The 18,670-nt window shown below is 33.1% G+C and carries 18 protein-coding genes; 3 read left to right on the top strand and 15 right to left on the bottom strand.

Features of this window, described 5'->3' with window-relative positions; all coding sequences use genetic code 11:
* Nucleotides 1-94: 94 nt before the first annotated feature.
* Nucleotides 95-511: a glyoxalase gene (locus SJY34_RS03180; protein ID WP_400078835.1), complete on the top strand. Its 417-nt coding sequence runs from the start codon at nucleotides 95-97 to the stop codon at nucleotides 509-511.
* On the opposite strand, the gene SJY34_RS03185 is transcribed toward SJY34_RS03180, so the two are convergent.
* Complete coding sequence (locus SJY34_RS03185) at nucleotides 508-1,185, bottom strand: DUF2461 domain-containing protein (protein WP_400078836.1); 678 nt, start codon at nucleotides 1,183-1,185, stop codon at nucleotides 508-510. The two genes, SJY34_RS03180 and SJY34_RS03185, sit on opposite strands and share 4 nt — an antisense overlap.
* A 205-nt stretch (nucleotides 1,186-1,390) precedes the next feature.
* Between SJY34_RS03185 and SJY34_RS03190 the strand changes: the two genes are divergently transcribed.
* The gene (locus tag SJY34_RS03190) at nucleotides 1,391-1,612 is read left to right on the top strand and encodes a hypothetical protein (RefSeq protein WP_299122945.1); all 222 of its coding nucleotides are present in this window, start codon (nucleotides 1,391-1,393) and stop codon (nucleotides 1,610-1,612) included.
* Nucleotides 1,613-1,739: 127 nt separating this feature from the next.
* On the top strand, nucleotides 1,740-2,174 hold the full coding sequence (locus tag SJY34_RS03195; protein ID WP_400078838.1) for a hypothetical protein: 435 nt from the start codon (nucleotides 1,740-1,742) through the stop codon (nucleotides 2,172-2,174).
* A gap of 38 nt (nucleotides 2,175-2,212) precedes the next feature.
* Here SJY34_RS03195 and SJY34_RS03200 read toward each other — a convergent pair whose 3' ends face one another.
* The 14 genes from SJY34_RS03200 to fabG form a co-directional block, all read right to left on the bottom strand.
* Entirely contained in the window at nucleotides 2,213-2,488 is a 276-nt protein-coding gene (locus SJY34_RS03200; protein ID WP_400078840.1) for a hypothetical protein, read from the bottom strand.
* A complete protein-coding gene (locus SJY34_RS03205) occupies nucleotides 2,463-3,017 on the bottom strand; it encodes a hypothetical protein (protein WP_400078842.1) in 555 nt (184 codons plus the stop codon). Before SJY34_RS03205 ends, SJY34_RS03200 begins: the two co-directional genes overlap by 26 nt.
* Nucleotides 3,018-3,060: 43 nt before the next feature.
* Entirely contained in the window at nucleotides 3,061-7,413 is a 4,353-nt protein-coding gene (locus SJY34_RS03210) for a M12 family metallo-peptidase (protein ID WP_400078844.1), read from the bottom strand.
* Nucleotides 7,414-7,504: 91 nt separating this feature from the next.
* Nucleotides 7,505-8,110 carry a bifunctional phosphoribosyl-AMP cyclohydrolase/phosphoribosyl-ATP diphosphatase HisIE gene (gene hisIE, locus SJY34_RS03215; RefSeq protein ID WP_400081444.1) on the bottom strand — a complete coding sequence of 202 codons (606 nt, stop codon included), beginning with the start codon at nucleotides 8,108-8,110 and terminating at the stop codon, nucleotides 7,505-7,507.
* 88 nt (nucleotides 8,111-8,198) lie between these two features.
* On the bottom strand, nucleotides 8,199-8,954 hold the full coding sequence (gene hisF / locus SJY34_RS03220) for an imidazole glycerol phosphate synthase subunit HisF (RefSeq protein WP_400078846.1): 756 nt from the start codon (nucleotides 8,952-8,954) through the stop codon (nucleotides 8,199-8,201).
* A 1-nt stretch (nucleotide 8,955) separates the two neighbouring features.
* Nucleotides 8,956-9,690 (bottom strand): 1-(5-phosphoribosyl)-5-[(5-phosphoribosylamino)methylideneamino]imidazole-4-carboxamide isomerase, encoded by a 735-nt coding sequence (gene hisA, locus SJY34_RS03225; protein WP_400078848.1) that lies wholly within the window; start codon nucleotides 9,688-9,690, stop codon nucleotides 8,956-8,958.
* 48 nt (nucleotides 9,691-9,738) lie between these two features.
* The gene (hisH, locus tag SJY34_RS03230) at nucleotides 9,739-10,320 is read right to left on the bottom strand and encodes an imidazole glycerol phosphate synthase subunit HisH (RefSeq protein ID WP_400078850.1); all 582 of its coding nucleotides are present in this window, start codon (nucleotides 10,318-10,320) and stop codon (nucleotides 9,739-9,741) included.
* Nucleotides 10,320-11,453, bottom strand: a complete 1,134-nt coding sequence (gene hisB, locus SJY34_RS03235) for a bifunctional histidinol-phosphatase/imidazoleglycerol-phosphate dehydratase HisB (protein ID WP_400078852.1) — start codon at nucleotides 11,451-11,453, stop codon at nucleotides 10,320-10,322. Before hisB ends, hisH begins: the two co-directional genes overlap by 1 nt.
* On the bottom strand, nucleotides 11,453-12,487 hold the full coding sequence (gene hisC, locus SJY34_RS03240; protein WP_400078853.1) for a histidinol-phosphate transaminase: 1,035 nt from the start codon (nucleotides 12,485-12,487) through the stop codon (nucleotides 11,453-11,455). The genes hisB and hisC overlap by 1 nt, the downstream gene beginning before the upstream one ends.
* Entirely contained in the window at nucleotides 12,484-13,770 is a 1,287-nt protein-coding gene (gene hisD / locus SJY34_RS03245) for a histidinol dehydrogenase (RefSeq protein ID WP_400078855.1), read from the bottom strand. The genes hisC and hisD overlap by 4 nt, the downstream gene beginning before the upstream one ends.
* Nucleotide 13,771: 1 nt before the next feature.
* Nucleotides 13,772-14,629: an ATP phosphoribosyltransferase gene (gene hisG / locus SJY34_RS03250; RefSeq protein ID WP_400078857.1), complete on the bottom strand. Its 858-nt coding sequence runs from the start codon at nucleotides 14,627-14,629 to the stop codon at nucleotides 13,772-13,774.
* 289 nt (nucleotides 14,630-14,918) lie between these two features.
* Nucleotides 14,919-15,734 (bottom strand): prohibitin family protein, encoded by an 816-nt coding sequence (locus SJY34_RS03255; protein WP_400078859.1) that lies wholly within the window; start codon nucleotides 15,732-15,734, stop codon nucleotides 14,919-14,921.
* Nucleotides 15,735-15,749: 15 nt separating this feature from the next.
* Nucleotides 15,750-17,783: a VWA domain-containing protein gene (locus SJY34_RS03260; protein WP_400078861.1), complete on the bottom strand. Its 2,034-nt coding sequence runs from the start codon at nucleotides 17,781-17,783 to the stop codon at nucleotides 15,750-15,752.
* A gap of 45 nt (nucleotides 17,784-17,828) precedes the next feature.
* Nucleotides 17,829-18,575: a 3-oxoacyl-[acyl-carrier-protein] reductase gene (fabG, locus tag SJY34_RS03265; protein WP_400078862.1), complete on the bottom strand. Its 747-nt coding sequence runs from the start codon at nucleotides 18,573-18,575 to the stop codon at nucleotides 17,829-17,831.
* Between the last annotated feature and the right edge of the window lie 95 nt (nucleotides 18,576-18,670).

Consider the following 18,670-nt stretch of genomic DNA (forward strand, 5'->3'; position numbering starts at 1 on the left):
TTAATAACCAAGTTAACAAGATATTTGTGCTTCAATTAAATACACGGGGTTATTGTCTACATTTATTTAATATTCAACCCTTATTAATTCGACTATGACTTCTAGATCCAAAGACTTGCTATCAATTCGACCAAAAATTGCGTCTGCTAAAATTTATGACGCAATGAGTAGTGACGAATTATTTCAAAATAAAACACTTCGTCCAGTGATTAAAATGCAACATCATTTATTAATTGCTGTTTTTAGTAATTATATAAGTAAAAGAAAGAATGTCTTTTATGATCTTTCTTTAGAGAAGCAATTAGCTTATATAGATAATTCTATAAACAAGGATATGAAATTTAGAAACTCAGTAAAAGGAATGATTATAGGACAGTTTACTGTGGAAGAATATCAGCTTTATATTAAAAATTCATCTGCATTAAATAAACGCATGATGAATATTGTAAAAGAACGCTTAATCAGTAGTGTTCAACTTTTTACTAAACCAGAAATTTTAAAAGCAGTTTAGAGTAAAGATTCCCCATTTAGATTAGTAGCTAGCACATCGCTCATATAATTAAAATAGGGTCTTATAGTTGTAAATGCTGTGTTGACTTCTTCCAAAAAATTATCAGCCAATACTTCTTTATCCGTATATTTTTTAGTGAATATAAATTGTTTTCTACGGATTAAATCAATAGCAGGATGTGTTTTATCAAATCCTTTTGGCGCAGTTTTTAGCTCATCTCCTACAAAACTTCCCCATGTAGATTTAAACTTTTTGTTATTCAAAATATCACGCATTTCACTGTCATCCATCTCAAACTCTTTTCTAATGCGCAATAAATCTTCTTTATTAGGGTCCCAAAATCCAGTAGCAATAAACGACTCGTTATTTGGTTGAATATGCAAATAATAACCACCTCTTAATTCTGGCTTTTTACGCGCAAATGAACCACCAAAATGTGTCTTATAAGGTAGCTTGTTTTTTGAAAAACGTACATCTCTATAGATTCTAAAGATTTTAATCTTTTCGATTTGGTCATGAGCATTCATTAATTCTCCTAAATGATTATAAGCTGCTTTTACCTTTACCTCAATCGTCTTGAATTCGGGTTTATGTTCATTGAACCAATCTCTGTCATTGTTCTTTTCTAGTTTTTTGAAAAATGTCAGCGCTTCTTTAGGTATTGTATGGCTCATAATAATTAAGTTTTTATAAAAATATGGAAAGCTAAATAATATTGTTTCATATTTAAGAAATAATTGCTTTTCAATCATAAAACCAGTCAAATAAGAACTAACATTTATAGTGTTGAAATTTTAGTTTAGAATTGTTTAAAATAAACTTGTGAGTTGTGAGATTTTTTACTATAATGCACTACTTTAAAAACAGACAATTACTTTTATGGGTAGACCAGCAACAAGACCAACAAAACTCAAAGACGGTTACTATATCGAGATCAGAAACAAAGGCTCAAAATCAGGTGTAAAACTTTACAGTGGAACTAAATTACAGATGCATCGTGCGATAAAAATGTACGAACGTTCAAAAGAAGTTATCATTTTAGGTGAATCTGTTGACGGAAAATTTGTTGACAAGAATCCGAAATTACACGTTGTAGGATAACTCATTCATTATTATTTTTTAGTCTAATTTCTTAGTGAAATTAGTGTTTTTCATATTTTTTCATAAATTGTTGATGAAAAGAGTGTGTTTTTTATGCTCTTAACTAACTAATTAAATCAACATTATTATGACAAATTCTATGAACAAACCACCTATTTGGTTCTGGATTCTAAGTGTACTTGCATTAATCTGGAATGCTTTGGGTGTACAAAAATACCTTCAGCAAGCTTATAACACTGAAGGATTTAGGGCATCATATACTACTGAGCAATTGGCTCTAATGGATAGCACACCAGCATGGGCAACGGCTGCTTTTGCAGTAGCAGTTTTTGGTTCAGTACTTGCATGTATTTTGTTACTGCTAAGAAAGAAACTAGCAAAAACAGTTTTTTTGATTGCTTTAATCGCTATTATTGTTCAGATGGGTTATGGTTTATTAATCGCTAAGAATTATGAAGTCCTGAGTTCATTTGAAGTGACCATGTCCATTTTTGTACCAATTATTGGTTTACTACTTTATCTCTTTGCAAAAAGATCAGCTGAAAAAGGCTGGATTAACTAAATAATTTAACCAACCAATCTTAAAAAAGGTATTAGTATTTAACTAGTGCCTTTTTTTTGTTCAAATTTTACTGAGTGTAATATTAATCCTGAAGCCGGTGCGATATAGTCCATTACTTCTGCGCTGTCATTTTTTAAAGTATCTTCAATATATTGCAGAGTTACATCTCCTCTACCCAATTTAATTAAACAACCGAACATTAATCGAATTTGATTTCGCATAAAACCTTTACCAACAACTTTAAACACATAGGATTGTTTTGGAAAGAAATTAGCCTGGTATATATTGTTATCTATAATCTTCTGATATTTCAATAGTGCGATGATACTTGCCTTTGTCCGTTGCTCTATAACAATAGGTTTTAAAATTATGGGTGCCTTCAAATAACTTTGCTCCTTGCTTCATTAACTCTACATTTAATGGTTCGAGAATAGTGGTGAGTATTGGAGCACAAAATGGGTGATTTTTTTGTCCTTCTGAAAACACATAATGATATTCCTTAAGCTTAGAATCTTGAATAATATTGAAGTCTTTATCAACTTCAATAATTGACAACGCTCTGATATCTTGTGGTAGATTATGATTAAATAGATCTAAAAACGCTTCAAAATCTGTAATAGGCTCATTATAAATAAACAACTCTAAAGCCGCTTCGTTGGCAGAAACCATGGCATCTGTTCTTCCTGCGCCTAAGGTTTTAAAACGCACATCTTTGAGAATAAATTTTAATGTACGATCGATCATTAAGTGTATCGTTTTTACATCTGGCTGCTTTTGCCAACCATGAAAACGATAACCTAGATATTGAATTTTTATCAGATAATAATAACGTTTATCAAACATGACAGTAAGAACGCCAATTTCTGATTGATTCCAAAAGTATTTTTTAATTAATAATTAACTTCTGAATTTTTGTTTGACTACCATTAAATACTTTAATAAGATAAATACCAGCACTTAAACTCGAAACATCTATAGTATTAATAAGATGAGATGATTCTAATTTTTTATTTAAGATTAAGCGTCCTCCAATATCATACAAATTTGCGTTGGTACCTTTGGATAATTGTCCTTTTACAACTATTTCTTTTGGAGATGCTGTATTGTAAATTTGTAAATTATCCCAACCACTATTTTCAGTAGATAAGATTACAGAGGAATAATGTATATAGAAACGTCCTGTTCCATTTAAATCCACAGAAGGTGAAAATGAATAATTATTATCATTTAATAATGTCCAAGTATTTGTAACCTTATCTTCTAAATAGATATTATTTTCGGGTGGTATATTAGAAATACCATCTATTGATATGGTCAATTTTACACCAGCTTCGGCATTTATACCGAGAGGAATAACAACATTATTAAGGTCATCATATGGTAATGACTGAATTGCCATATCTAAACCTGAATTCTCTTCTAGTAGGTTAGAATAGATTAAAAACTCTGCTGTACTGGCTGTATAAATACCTGCATCATAACCAACATCCAAACCTCTCGTAGTACCTTCAATAAAATAAATTTGCGTAGCACTAATATTTGTTGCACTACTTAAATTAAGTTTACACAGCGCTACATTATTAACAGGTTGTCTTCCCATAATAAAATCATCTGAAGAACCTGTTCTGCGCATAGCAGTTGTAAAATCAACTAATCCACCACCCGTTTTAGATTTAACAAAAAATGCCTGTCCTGGTGCAATTAATTCAGTGCTGTTAGTGTCTACAATCGTTGCCATATTCCAAACTGTCCATCCATTTGAAGCATCGCCATCATATCCATAAATGGCTTGGAAGTTACCGTTACCAAATTGATCCGAGTTTAGATTAAAAAAGGTTTCAAAATCAATGTAAGAAGGATATGGATTTCCTATGAGATTCCATGCGAAACCTGCTGAAGCGTCAGAAATAGGAACATCTAAAACATCGCTTGATAATATATTACCAGTGAACGTCAGCGTACCTCCGTTTGTTGTAGCAGTTCTAAAGCCAATACCTGGATCTATTGTCGTTAATACATTTGTAACTATATCATAGTTTTGATAAGCACCTGCAGCCGTATTATATGGTGCAAATGCTCTTAAATTACCTAAAGCTGGTAAATTTGGGTTTAAGGCTGAAAAAGCTGGAAATAATTGCCCAGAAATTGGTGCAGATATTAAGTCATTTGTGCCTATAGGACCGACTTGTGAGACATATCTATTATAATTTACTGTTCCAATAATAGTTCCATCCAATATTAAGCTCGAAAATAATTGAGAAGTAGAATTCAACTCTATAGTGGTTGCAGTTAATGTAACACCTGTATCTATTAATACGGCTGCTCCTGGGTTTACTGTTAAAGTATTACAGTCTGTATTGACAGAAATATTAGCAGTACCAGATTCAACTACGATATTATCACTAGCGGTAGACACTCCCTCAGGACTACTTGGTGACCAACTATTATTATATGTATAAGTTGTTGAAGCTCCTGGCAATACATTAACCAAAACACCATTGGTACTTAAAGCACCGCAAAAATTGGCACTAGCGAGATCTGCTTGAAAACTTGAAAAAGTACCTCCTACATATGTAGCTGTTGGCTCGCCTGCCAAATAAGACAATCCATAAACTGTGTAATTTCCGGCTGAGAAGTTAGATTGGTTTGATAAGTCAGAATCAGCATCGAAAGCAATGATATTTCCAGAATTATTATCAACTACAATAAACGTATATAAATAGCCTGTTACATTTATTGCGCTAACATTATACAGTGTTTCTGAAAAGCTAATGTTATAATTTCCAACAGGAGGTGTTGTATTAAAAAAAGCTGATGTTAATAAGACATATTTAGTTCCAGTAGTTAAGGTTTCAACAAAACCACTACTGAAGGAAACATTACTTACACCATCAAAATTTCCATTAGAATTCAACCAATTATCACAAACGCTACTAATATTATAACTACCTTCAAATAAACTTATCATATTGAAATAATCAGCCTGTTGAGTTCGCGTAAATGTTACATTAGAATTTGAGCTAGATGCTAACTCTATAGTTTCGAATTTTGGAGTTAACCCAAGAGGAATACAAGTACCACTTCCATTGTTTTCAGCATTTAGATTGGTATTACCATCACTAGCATCTAATACACCAGAAACAGAATTAACAGGTAGACCAGCCAATAAGTCGAGGTTAAGACTACTATCACCTTCAGTAGCTGTCACAGTATCATTATTGGCAATAGTTGCTACAACCGCACTACATGTAGACGTCACTAAAATATCAACATCGTTGATATCAAAAAATATATTTGAGCTACCTGTACAAACAATTTTTATTCTTCCTTTAGTAGTTGATAATCCTGGAACTGTAATATTCACGGAGCCATTATTTGGAACTCCACTAGCTAAGGTTGCAGAAAATGTATTTCCTCCATCTGATGAATATAAGATATCAACATCAGCACACGTATAAATTGCATTATTTGTATTAGCCACGTCCCAAGTTATGGTTTCAGTATCTCCTGCCATCCAAGCAGTTGTTGAATTTTGAGATGTAATTCTAAAAGGACCGTCAGAACCAACTGTTAATGAGATTTGGTCGCAGGCTACTCCACCTCCTCCAACTTCATTATCTCTTACTGTTAGTCTCCAAGTTAGATTTCTAGCTACAGTTGGTAAGACTTCACCAGTTCCTGTTGTTACATTACCTGCTAATATAGATGATAGTACTGGCACTGTTCGTTCATTACTAGTTGAAGGCGGAAAACTTCTAAATAATGGTGCTGTAGTACTTGCACCTGTATCATCGGGAGCATCAGAACCAGCATAATCGGTATCATATTGTTCCCAGTTATAAGTAAGACTTCCTACTCCATCAGCATCAGAACCAGATCCTGATAATACAAAAGGTGTACTATGAGGAATTACTAAGCCATTTATATTATTAATATTTGCATCAGAACTTGGCATACTATTTCCAGTTGGAATAAGTGTTGAGCAATCTGACCATCCACCAACAGCTGCAGTTCCGCATGATGACCCATTAACAAATAATCCTCCATCCATAAAATCTATCATGGATTGCAAACTCGCGACACTAAAATAGTCTGTGCGGTTAGCAAAATCGTCATCGGCATCGCAATTAGCAGTTGTACTCATTATGGTAGAACCTTGTCCAGGTTCGTATCGGCTACAAGCATTATTTGAATTACAACCATAATTAGTATGTCTATTACTGAATTGATGTCCAAACTCATGAAGTAATACTGTAATTGCTGTAGGAATATCATTTGGCAAATAGGTGTAACCTCTAGCTTTAGCAGAAGTACAAACAACACCTAAACCAGCTCTACCAGCCCACCCGCAACCACCACCACAAGTGATTTCGTGAAAACCATGTCCAATATCCCAAGAGCTAACACTAACATTATCGTTGATGTAGTTCTCAGTCTCAGTTATGGATGTAAAGGTATCTGTTGGATCACTGAATGGGTCATTCACTGGATCATCATTAAGCAAAAATTCAACAATTGAAAAAGTGGTTGCTACTTCAGTTTCATAAACTGCATTAACTTGTGTAATCCTATTAAGAAGCGCTGCCTCTACTAAAGCGTCAGTTCCACCATTTAATTCATAAAATTCACCTGAACAAGTCACTACCATTTCGTAACTACGTAAGTTATCACCTATTTGAAAACAAGAATCAGCACGACCATAAACAGGTGTTAATGCACGTGATTCAGTTTCTTCTTCTGACTGGCAATCAAACTGACCAGCATGCTGTACAATGTTATGATCGTAGTATGTTATGTATTGATTATTTTTACTTAATCGGTCTGTTTTTTCTATTATGGCTATACCATCTGCACTTTTAATGACACCATAAAAACCTGCAGAAGTAATATTAAATCTAGCAGTAGCCGTAAGATCGTCAATTCCTTTAGCAATATAACTTTTAACATCTGGACGCGATGCTGACAACTCTGGGGAAAGGATAGGTGACTCAACAACTCTAAACCGCTGCATTCCTTCTGTAGGAATAGGCAACTCAACAATAGTACTAGAATTTCTATTTTGAGCGATCGCACCTTTCATTTGTGTATACTGTAAGGTACTTTTTAACCGATTTACATCGATTTTGACTTCTCGGTAATCAATTAAATTTTCTGAATACTTACTAGAAACTTGTGCTTGCGTATTAGAATAGAAAAGACAAATGAAAACGAATACTAGGGTAGGTTTTAACAATTTCATTAGGGCTGATTGTTTATTAAAACCACAATATAAAAAATTCTAGTAAAAAATACGTTTAAAAACTGTTTTTATCGATAAAGTGTAATTTGGGTTATTTTGAATGTCTTTTCTCTAGCACAGAAACTACATCATTTAGCTTAAATCCTTTTGCTTGGAGTAACATTAAATAGTGAAACAATAAATCACTACTTTCTTCTAAAAACAAATTATCATTATTGTCTTTGGCTTCAATAACAACCTCAACAGCCTCCTCACCTACTTTTTGAGCGATTTTATTAATACCTTTTGCAAATAATGAAGCTACATAAGACTTTTCCGCGTCCGCAGATTCAATTCTACTTGATATTGTATTTTCCAATTTTGAGATAAAGCCATAAGACCCTTTATTGGTTTCATTCCAACATGTGTCAGTTCCTTTATGGCATGTAGGTCCTTTCGGATTCACAAATATTAACAATGTATCATTATCACAGTCGAGCTTGATGTCAACTAAATTTAGAACATTACCACTTTCTTCACCTTTAGTCCATAATCTATTTTTTGTTCTACTGAAGAATGTTACTAAACCGGTAGATTTTGTTTTCTCTAATGCTTCTTCATTCATATAGCCTAGCATTAGTACATTCTTCGTTATGGCATCTTGTATAATCGCTGGAACTAGTCCGTCTTTGTTTTTATTAAAATCTATGTTCATAATTCTAATTTCTGTTTGGTTTTGAGCACAGTCACGACCTATTTGGGTCACAAAACGACCTTTCGAATGCCCTCAAGATGACCAGTTTTTTTTATAATCTAATAGGAATTCCCTGCTTTTTCAATTCCTCTTTTAATTCTAATATTGGTATTTCTCCAAAATGGAAAACACTAGCTGCTAATGCTGCATCTGCTTTTCCTTCTATGAATGTATCTGCGAAATGCTGAATAGTTCCTGCTCCACCCGATGCAATAATTGGAATATTAAGTAAATCTGATAATTTGGCTAAAGCTTTATTTGCAAAACCTGCTTTTGTACCATCGTGATTCATGGATGTGAATAAAATTTCACCTGCACCACGCTGTTCTACTTCCTTGGCCCAATCAAATAGTTTAATATCAGTTGGAATAGTACCGCCAGCCAAATGTACAAACCACTCACCTTCTATCTCTTTTGCATCTATAGCAACAACGACACATTGACTTCCAAATTTATCTGAAAGTTCGTTAATCAAATCTGGGCGTTTTACTGCCGACGAATTAATTGACACTTTATCAGCACCACAATGCAACAAATCATCGACATCTTCTATCGAAGAAATTCCACCTCCTACTGTAAATGGAATATTCACTTGTTCAGCAACTTTGAGCACCATATCGTGCATGGTTTTACGCTTCTCTTGTGTTGCCGAAATATCTAAAAATACCAATTCATCTGCTCCTAAATCAGCATACTGTTTTGCTAATTCTACTGGGTCACCTGCATCTCTAAGATCGACAAAATTGACTCCTTTTACAGTTCTACCATTTTTAATATCTAAACATGGTACTATTCGTTTTGTTAGCATCTTATATAAATCGCTCTAATTCTTTTAAACTAATTCTATTTTCATAAATGGCTTTTCCAATAATGACCCCTTCGCAACCAATAGATTCTAAATCTTCTAGGTCTTTTATTCCTGAAACACCTCCAGACGCAATAAGTTTTATGGATTGTGCACCACTACTGTTGCTACATTCTTCAATTATAGTCTTGTACAATTCAATGGAAGGACCTTCTAACATACCATCTTTAGAAATATCAGTACATATAACGTACTTAACACCTTTACGCTGATAGTCTTTTATAAAAGAAATCACTTCTTCTTTGCTATTATCTTGCCATCCGTTTATTGCTATTTTACCATCATTACTATCTGCACCAAGAATAATTTTTTGAGGACCATATTTGGCTAGCCAACCTTCAAAAGTTTCTCTATCACTAACAGCAATGCTTCCGCCTGTAATCTGTTTTGCTCCACAATTAAAAGCAATATTTAAGTCCTCATTGGATTTTAATCCACCACCAAAATCAATTTTTAAATTAGTCTTTGATGCTAAAAGTTCTAAAACTTTATAATTAACAATATGCTTGGCTTTAGCTCCATCTAAATCTACCAAATGTAAGTATTCAATACCTGAACCCTCAAATGCTTTAGCAACTTCTAATGGATTTTCGTTATATATTTTTTTGGTGTCATAATCGCCTTTTGTTAAACGAACACACTTTCCTTCTATGATGTCTATGGCTGGTATTATTCTCATTTTTTTAGCTTTTGGCTCTTAGCAACGGGCTAATAACAAAGTTTTTTCTTATAACTCAATAAAGTTTCTTAGAATTTGTTCGCCTGCTTTGCTGCTCTTTTCAGGATGAAACTGAACTCCATAGAAATTTTCGTTTTCTAATGCTGAAGCATATTCTAATTCATAATCAGAAGTTGATATAGACTCATCGCATTGTTCCGCATAATAACTATGTACAAGGTACATGTATTCTTTTTCTTTTATCCCTTTAAATAAATCTGATTTAAGATTCTTAATAGTATTCCATCCCATTTGTGGAACTTTTACGTTGTTAGAAAATCGTTTTACGTTGACATCAAAAATTCCTAGTCCATTGGTATCACCTTCTTCAGTATGATTGCACATTAATTGCATGCCCAAGCAGATTCCTAAAACGGGTTGTTTTAGTTGTGGAATTAATATATCTAGCCCACTATCCTTAAGCATTCTCATTGCAGAACTTGCTTCTCCTACTCCAGGAAAAATTACTTTATCGGATTTTATAATTTCTTCAACATTATTAGTCAAATGCGCGTCATATCCTAATCTCTGAAATGCAAATTGGATGCTTTTAATATTACCAGCTCCGTAGTTTACTATTGTCAAATTCATTATAACATACCTTTAGTTGACGGTAAAATCATTTTTTCAACATCTTGCTTTACTGCCATTTTAATTGCTTTAGCAAACGCTTTAAATATGGCTTCAATTTTATGATGTTCATTTTCACCTTCGACTTTAATGTTCAGGTTGCACTTGGCTCCGTCAGTAAACGATTTAAAGAAATGATAAAACATTTCTGTTGGCATTTTACCGATCATTTCGCGTTTAAATTCTGCGTCCCAGACCAACCAATTACGTCCACCAAAATCAATAGCCACTTGTGCTAAACAATCATCCATAGGCAAAGAAAAACCGTAACGTTCTATTCCTAATTTATTTCCTAAAGTTGTAGCGAAGACTTCTCCTAGAGCAATTGCAGTATCTTCTATTGTGTGATGCTCATCAACCTCTAAATCTCCATCAACTTTAATATTCAAATCCATTTGACCATGGCGCGCAATTTGATCTAGCATATGGTCAAAAAATGCAAGTCCTGTATCGATATTACTTTTACCGGTCCCGTCCAGGTTTAAATCAATCTTTATTTTAGTTTCGTTGGTATTACGCTCAATACTTCCTTTACGTTCTGTAGTTTTTAGGAATCTATAAATAACTTCCCAATCATTAGTCTCTAAGGCAATATATTTCTCTAATTCGTTATTACTCACTGTAACTTCATCAGTTCCTAAATTAGTATTGTCATTAATAAAAATTCCTTTTGCTCCTAGATTTTTCGCTAATTCTACATCTGTAAGTCTATCACCAATAACAAATGAATTTTTTAAATCGTAAGGTTCAGAAAAATACTTGGTTAATAAACCTGTGTTAGGTTTACGAGTAGGTGCATTATCTTTTGCAAAGGTTCTATCTATAAATTGCTCTTCAAAAACAACACCTTCTGCTTCAAATGTTTTAAGTACAAAGTTATGTACTGGCCAAAAAGTGTCTTCAGGATATACATTTGTGCCTAAACCATCTTGATTAGTAATCATAACGATTTCAAAATTCAATTCTTTAACTATTTTGCTTAAATATTGAAATACTTTAGGATAGAATTCAAGTTTTTCAAAAGAATCAATCTGTTCATCTGCTGGCTCTCTTATTAAAGTTCCATCTCTATCTATGAAAAGTACTGGCTTCATTATAGTTGGTTTAATGTCTTAATTAATATTTTGTTTTCTTCAACTGTACCTATAGTAAATCGCAAACAATTTTCACATAATGGTTGTGTAGTTCTATTTCTAACCACGACACCTTTTTCGATTAATTGCGAATAGCGCTTATTAGCATCATCTACTTTAACCAGAACAAAGTTAGCATCAGACCTATAGATTGTATTAATAAATGAAATATCTGATAATTGTGTTATTAGCTGTTCTCGCTCTTTCAATATAGATTTAACTTCTAGATTAACTTCATCTAGACTATTTAATCGCTCCAATGCCCTATTTTGAGTTAACTGATTGACATTATAAGGTGGTTTGATTTTATTGAGAACTGATATGATATATTCTGAGGCAAAACATATTCCAAGTCTAATGCCTGCTAAACCATAAGCTTTAGAAAGCGTTTGTGTGACGATAAGATTTGGAAAGTCATTTAACCGACTTATCCAACTTTCTTGATTTGAGAAATCTATATATGCCTCATCAATAACAACAATACCTTTAAAATCTCTCAATAACTGTTCAACTTTATTAGTATTAAAACTATTGGCTGTTGGATTATTAGGTGAACATAAAAACAAAATTTTTGAATTATCATTTTGAGTTGCTAGAATTTCTGAAACTTTTGGTTCAAAACTCTCATCTAACAATACACGTTTAATTTCTACAGCATTTAAATCCGCCAATACTGAATACATACCATACGTTGGCGGCAAGGTGATAACATTATCTTGTTTTGGTTCACAGAATGCTCGAAAAATTAAATCTAAAACTTCATCACTTCCGTTTCCTAATAAAATTTGTGTCGTAGTAACATCCTTTATTTCAGCGAGACGCTCTTTCACATAAGATTGTTGCGGATCTGGATATCTATTGACATTGGTCTGAAAAGGATTCTCGTTTGCATCAATAAAAACCATATCCGAAGACGCATCTTTATACTCATCTCTTGCGGAAGAATAGGCTTTAATCGTTTTAATATTTTCTCTTAAAAGACGCTCTACATTCATGACTCTATATCTTTTAATCGCAATGTTACTGCATTTTTATGTGCTTGTAAACCTTCTGCTTCAGCCATTAACTCTATGGCATTTCCTATATTCTGAATACCTTCCTTAGTTATTCTCTGAAAAGTCATACTCTTTTGAAAACTATCTAAATTCACGCCTGAATATGCTTTAGAAAATCCATTAGTTGGTAAGGTATGATTTGTCCCAGATGCATAATCTCCCGCACTTTCTGGTGTGTAGTTACCAATAAATACAGAACCCGCATTACTTATGTTTTCTACAAAGAAATCATTATCCTTAGTGGCTACGATAAAATGTTCAGGACCATAAACATCTATTAACTCTAGAGCCGTTTCATAGTCTTTAACTATGATAGATTTAGAATTAGAAATCGCAATTTTAGCCATTTCTTTTCTAGGCAATTGTTCTATTTGTTTTTCAACCTCGACACTTACATTTTCAGCCAATGATTTAGAAGTCGTCACAAGAATAACTTGACTATCACTACCATGCTCTGCCTGACTCAATAAGTCAGAAGCCACATATGACGCATTTGCTGATTCATCAGCCATAACCAAGAGTTCACTTGGACCTGCAGGCATATCTATAGCGACACCATATTTTGTTGCCAATTGCTTTGCAACGGTAACAAACTGATTTCCTGGTCCGAAAATTTTATAAACTTTTGGAATGGATGCGGTTCCAAAAGTCAACCCTGCAATAGCTTGTATACCACCAACTTTTATAATCTTCGTTACGCCACACAATTCTGCTGCGTATAAAATCTCATTTGCAATTTTACCTTTTTTATTTGGTGGTGAACATAAAACAATCTCTTTGCAACCTGCTATTTGAGCAGGAACTGCTAACATTAAAACCGTAGAAAATAAAGGTGCTGTTCCACCAGGTATATACAAACCTACTTTTTGAATAGGTCGTTTTTCTTGCCAGCATTCTACACCAATCATAGTTTCAACAAAAACTTTATCTGTTTTTTGAGCAGTGTGAAACGATTCAATATTTGATTTTGCAAGTTGAATTGCAGATTTTAATTCCTCTGAAACACTAGCTATGGCCTCACTAATTTCAGTTTGAGTAACGATATTATTTGCAAGGGTTACTCCATCAAACTTTGATGTATATATTTCTATAGCTTCATCACCAGTATTTGACACGCTCTCAAAAACCTGCATCACCGTTGATTCAATATCTTCAACAGTTTGCGTTGGTCGTTTTAATAATTCTGACCAAGTGGCTCTATCTGGATTTTCGAACAGCTTCATATTATAGCACCATATTTTCAATTGGACAAACTAAAATACCCTCAGCACCATTAGCTTTCAATTCATCTATCATATTCCAGAAATCATTTTTGTTCAAGACAGAATGTACAGAACTCCAACCCTCTTTTGCTAATGGTGTAATAGTTGGACTATTCATACCAGGAAGAATTTTAGTAATGGCATCTAACTTATCGTTTGGTGCATTTAATAAAACATATTTACTTTCTCGACCTCTTAACACAGATTTTAACCTGAATTGAAGTGTATTGATAAGCTCTTGATTTTCTTGAGAAATCTTAGGCGATGTTGCTAAAACAGCTTCAGATTTTAAAAGTGTTTGAATTTCTTTTAAGCCGTTTTTGAACAAGGTACTACCACTAGATACAATATCACAAATACCATCGGCGAGTCCAATATTTGGTGCAATCTCAACGGAACCATTAATGATATGTAGATTAGCTTTTATACCTTGCTTTTCTAAGAATTGATTTACGGTGTTAGGGTATGATGTAGCAATACGTTTTCCTGCTAAATCTTTTAAACTTGCAGCTTTTGAAGATTTTGGAACTGCAATTGAAACTTTACATTTAGAAAAACCTAAACGTTCGATAACTGCTAAATCATTACCTTTTTCAATTAATACGTTTTCACCAATTATGGCAGCGTCTACGACTCCATCTCTTAAATACTGTGGTATATCTCCATTTCTTAAGTAAAATACTTCTAGAGGGAAGTTACGCGCAGAAGCTTTAAGTTGATCTTTTCCATTATCCACAGAAATACCGATTTCTTTTAGAATCTTCATCGAATCATCGTGAAGACGACCCGATTTTTGTACAGCAATTTTTAATTTACTCATAATATTTTCCCGAGAAAGCGGGAATCTTTTGATTTATGTCTAAGACTTCATTTAAGCTATTTAAAAAACAAAAAACCCATCTGAATTCTCAAACGGGTTTTAAAATATATCTTGAATTTATTCAATACACTTTCACCTCGCCTGAGCGATTATATGAAAATGATGATGTAATTGAATAAATTTCATGTTCTTATTTACTAATACAAATATTATTAAATAAAATTTATTAATCAAATAATAATCAAACGAAATCTAATTTTTAGGAAATATTTAATATTTGTTCCTAAGATTATTGATTCCCTAAAATGATAGGCATTCCTGAATCTCCTGAGCCAATAACAATTACTTTACTGTTCTCTGATTCAGAAAGCTTAACTGTAGCCTCAATACCTTTATCTTGAAGAATTTTATCAGTTAAAGACGCACTTAAAATCCTATTAGCATCTGCTTTACCTTTAGCTTCAATAATTACTTTTTCAGCTTCTTTTTCTGCAGTCACTAATCTAAATTCGTACTCTAAAGATGCTTGTTCTTGCTTTAATTTACGCTCAATAGCTTCCTTAATTGTAGGAGGTAATGTTACATCTCTTACTAATACCTCATTTAATTGCACATATTGTTTATCAAGTATTTTCTTGGTTTCCTCAAAAATTTCAACTTGAATAGCGTCTCGTTTAGTTGAATATAAATCATCTGGTGTATAACGCCCAATGACACTTCGTGCGGCACTACGAATTGCAGGCTGTATAACACGCTGTAAATAGCCTTGTCCTAAAGATTGGTGTAGATTCCCTAATTGATCATAAACTGGCTCATACCAAGCTGAAGCATCAATTTGAATCTCTAAACCATTAGATGATAAAACTTTCATTTTTTCAAAAAGTTCTTGTTGACGAACTTCATAAATATATACCTTGTTCCAAGGTGCTACAATATGAAATCCTTCTCCCATTGGTGGCTCATCTGTAACAACACCTTCTCCGAAAGTCTTAAAAAGTACTCCTGCTTCACCTGAGTCTATAGTTACAGCAGATTTTGCAATCACTATAACTAAAATTATTATTCCTATTAAAATTGGTAACCCAACCTTTGGTAATTTTTCCATCTCTTTGTTTTTGTTTTAAATTAGTCCGTTATATTTTCTGATAAACCACTCTATAAAAAGGCTTAATGCAATTAAACCGAGCAGATATTTCCAATCTATCAAAGGTACAATATTTTTGGTGCTTTTTTGTATAGTTGCATATCTGTTATCCGAAAGCAAGTTTACTATAAGCGTGCTAGATTCGCTACTGAAGTAAGCCTTACCTTTACTATTACTAGCTAATGCGTTTAACTTATCTATATCTGCATTTAAGAACTGTTGCTCTACGTTATAGTCTAAAATTTGAAAACTACCAGATATAGCAACCGCTTCAGAGTTATGCTTAACTGTAAAATCATACTGACCTGAGGCAATGCCACTTAAATCTACATTATAATTACCATTATTAAGCAAAAGTGGTACTTCTCTGGTGCTATTATCTTCTTTGTTTTTTATAATTATACTTAAAGATGCTTCTGCATCAAACTCATAATTCTTATTGAAATATTGGGCAGTAATTATAACATCATCATTTCCGTTATAGAAGGATTTGTAATCCACATTTATACGTTTACGCTTTTTGTTTGAACTCAAAAATTGAATAAGTTTACCTATAAAATTATCAAAATCAGTAAAACGCTCTGTATCCAAATATGCCTGTGCTCTCCATCTCCAAATGCCTTCACCACTGAGCAATGCATGCTTTGTGTTATTAATTTCAAATGTAGAGAGTAATGGTTGCTCAGTATTAATTCCATTTACAGCTTTATAAAGAATGACATCATTTGGTACTGAAAAATCTAATCCTCCAAATTCAGATTCTAACGGCGGATAATCATTGAAATCTAAATTATCTATAATAAAGGTGTTATAATTTCTATTTAATACTGGTTGAAAATCTTCAGTTTGATTTGTTATTTTTTGTTTAAAATAATTTTGGGAATTATTTAAAATATTCCAGCTAGTTGTGGAGCCAGAGATTGTGAATGTGTTTATGTTTTTCTCTTTTACCTCTTGTAAAACTTTAGTAAATTTATTGTTGGGTTGATATAGTATAACTAATTGAAAATCATTTATTTCTCCTAAATAATTTTCAGGTTTCAAAATAGAAACACTACGTTGTTCATTACTCTCAATAGACTTTTTAAGCGCACCCAAATCTGGATGTAAACGGTCGTAAACTATTGCAATATTTGTCTTTTGGTCTATGACTTCTACTCCAAAACTTTTTGAGTTATTGATTTTATTTTTTTCGTTTGCCAATGGCACTAATTCTACGCGATAGGTTTTTACGCCTACACTATTGGCATTTAACGTCGTAGAGACGATTTGAGAAGTTTTAGAAGCGTCAAACTGAAGTGCTTTTCTAAATATAACAGCGCTACCTGACCAAATCTTAAGTTCGGTCGTTATAGATTCTGTACCACTGTAGTTGGTAATTATCTCGACAGGGAACTTGTTGTTTAAAAACACATAGCGATTAACATTAAGCTGCTTTATACTTAAATCTGAATACAATGTTGAATCCCCTAAAATAATAGGATAAATTGGCTGTTTTACACCATTAGCCATAAAACTATAATCTGAACCATAGGTTTGATTACCATCTGTTAATAGTAAGATTGGTGCGGTTTGATTATCATATACTTCGCCAAACTGCTTTAATGCTTGTGAGATATTAGATTGTCTTTCTTTATAATTTAAGCTGTCTGAGCCACTCACTGATTTCCCAAAACTATAGGTTTGAAGATTAAAACGCTCATTTAATTCTGAGTTATCTTTTAAAGCTTCTAAGATTTTATTTGCGCTTTCTTCCTGTTTCAAATAAGAAATTGATTCTGAATTATCCACAGCAACAACCAATGTTGGTTTTTCGTCAAAGTATGTGAAGGATTCAAATTTTGGATTAATGAGTAAAAGTAAGATCCCAAAAATCGAAATAACTCTTAGTGCTGTCAGCAAATACCTAAGATTAGACTTAATTTTAGATTTATATATATACTGAAACAGCGCTAATGAAAGCGCTGCTATTCCAGCTATAATGATATATATAATCGTTTCTGTTTGCATAAAAAGACCTTTCGACTGCGCTCAAGGTGACATATCTAAAATCAATTACGTTAGCATACCACCATCAACATTCAAGGTTTGCCCTGTAACATAAGCACTCAAATCACTTGCTAAAAACACACAAGCGTTAGCAATGTCCTCAGGCGAACCTCCTCTTTTTAGTGGGATACCAGCTCTCCAACCTTTTACAGTTTCTTCATCTAGTTTTGCCGTCATTTCAGTTTCTATAAAACCAGGAGCGATGACATTACTTCTAATATTTCGTGAGCCCAATTCTAATGCTACAGATTTCGAAAAACCAATAATTCCTGCTTTTGAAGCAGCGTAATTTGTTTGTCCTGCATTACCTTTTACACCAACTACAGAACTCATATTAATTATTGAGCCTTTGCGTTGTTTTAACATGGTACGTTGAACAGCCTTCGTCATGTTAAATACAGACTTAAGATTGACTTCTATCACTTTATCAAAATCTTCCTCACCCATTCGCATTAAGAGATTATCTTTTGTAATACCTGCATTATTGACTAAAATATCAATAGCACCAAATTCTGCTAATACATCTTCAGCAAGCTTTTGGGCTTCATCAAAATTTGCTGCATTGCTTTGATAACCTTTAGCTTTAATTCCTTGAGTATTTAATTCTTTTTCTAATGCATTAGCCGCTTCAACAGAAGAACTGTATGTAAATGCTACATTTGCTCCATGTTTCGCAAATACCTCAGCTATTCCTTTACCAATACCACGACTTGCGCCTGTAATGATTGCTGTTTTTCCTTCTAATAATTTCATATTTATATAAATCGGTTAGTTAGTATAGTTGTTGTAATCAAATATACTAATTACAAATTACGGCGACATAAAAAAACCTCACAAGATTTTGTAAG

The organism is Winogradskyella sp. R77965 (genome assembly GCF_044594915.1).
Classification (GTDB): domain Bacteria; phylum Bacteroidota; class Bacteroidia; order Flavobacteriales; family Flavobacteriaceae; genus Winogradskyella.

What these genes read in the sequence shown, in the direction of transcription:
- fabG (WP_400078862.1), bottom strand. Translation starts at nt 18,575, where the DNA reads ATGAAATTATTAGAAGGAAAAACAGCAATCATTACAGGCGCAAGTCGT.
- SJY34_RS03210 (WP_400078844.1), bottom strand. Translation starts at nt 7,413, where the DNA reads ATGAAATTGTTAAAACCTACCCTAGTATTCGTTTTCATTTGTCTTTTC.
- hisD (WP_400078855.1), bottom strand. Translation starts at nt 13,770, where the DNA reads ATGAAGCTGTTCGAAAATCCAGATAGAGCCACTTGGTCAGAATTATTA.
- SJY34_RS03190 (WP_299122945.1), top strand. Translation starts at nt 1,391, where the DNA reads ATGGGTAGACCAGCAACAAGACCAACAAAACTCAAAGACGGTTACTAT.
- hisA (WP_400078848.1), bottom strand. Translation starts at nt 9,690, where the DNA reads ATGAGAATAATACCAGCCATAGACATCATAGAAGGAAAGTGTGTTCGT.
- hisF (WP_400078846.1), bottom strand. Translation starts at nt 8,954, where the DNA reads ATGCTAACAAAACGAATAGTACCATGTTTAGATATTAAAAATGGTAGA.
- hisG (WP_400078857.1), bottom strand. Translation starts at nt 14,629, where the DNA reads ATGAGTAAATTAAAAATTGCTGTACAAAAATCGGGTCGTCTTCACGAT.
- hisB (WP_400078852.1), bottom strand. Translation starts at nt 11,453, where the DNA reads ATGAAGCCAGTACTTTTCATAGATAGAGATGGAACTTTAATAAGAGAG.
- hisC (WP_400078853.1), bottom strand. Translation starts at nt 12,487, where the DNA reads ATGAATGTAGAGCGTCTTTTAAGAGAAAATATTAAAACGATTAAAGCC.
- SJY34_RS03180 (WP_400078835.1), top strand. Translation starts at nt 95, where the DNA reads ATGACTTCTAGATCCAAAGACTTGCTATCAATTCGACCAAAAATTGCG.
- SJY34_RS03185 (WP_400078836.1), bottom strand. Translation starts at nt 1,185, where the DNA reads ATGAGCCATACAATACCTAAAGAAGCGCTGACATTTTTCAAAAAACTA.
- SJY34_RS03195 (WP_400078838.1), top strand. Translation starts at nt 1,740, where the DNA reads ATGACAAATTCTATGAACAAACCACCTATTTGGTTCTGGATTCTAAGT.
- SJY34_RS03260 (WP_400078861.1), bottom strand. Translation starts at nt 17,783, where the DNA reads ATGCAAACAGAAACGATTATATATATCATTATAGCTGGAATAGCAGCG.
- SJY34_RS03255 (WP_400078859.1), bottom strand. Translation starts at nt 15,734, where the DNA reads ATGGAAAAATTACCAAAGGTTGGGTTACCAATTTTAATAGGAATAATA.
- SJY34_RS03205 (WP_400078842.1), bottom strand. Translation starts at nt 3,017, where the DNA reads ATGTTTGATAAACGTTATTATTATCTGATAAAAATTCAATATCTAGGT.
- hisH (WP_400078850.1), bottom strand. Translation starts at nt 10,320, where the DNA reads ATGAATTTGACAATAGTAAACTACGGAGCTGGTAATATTAAAAGCATC.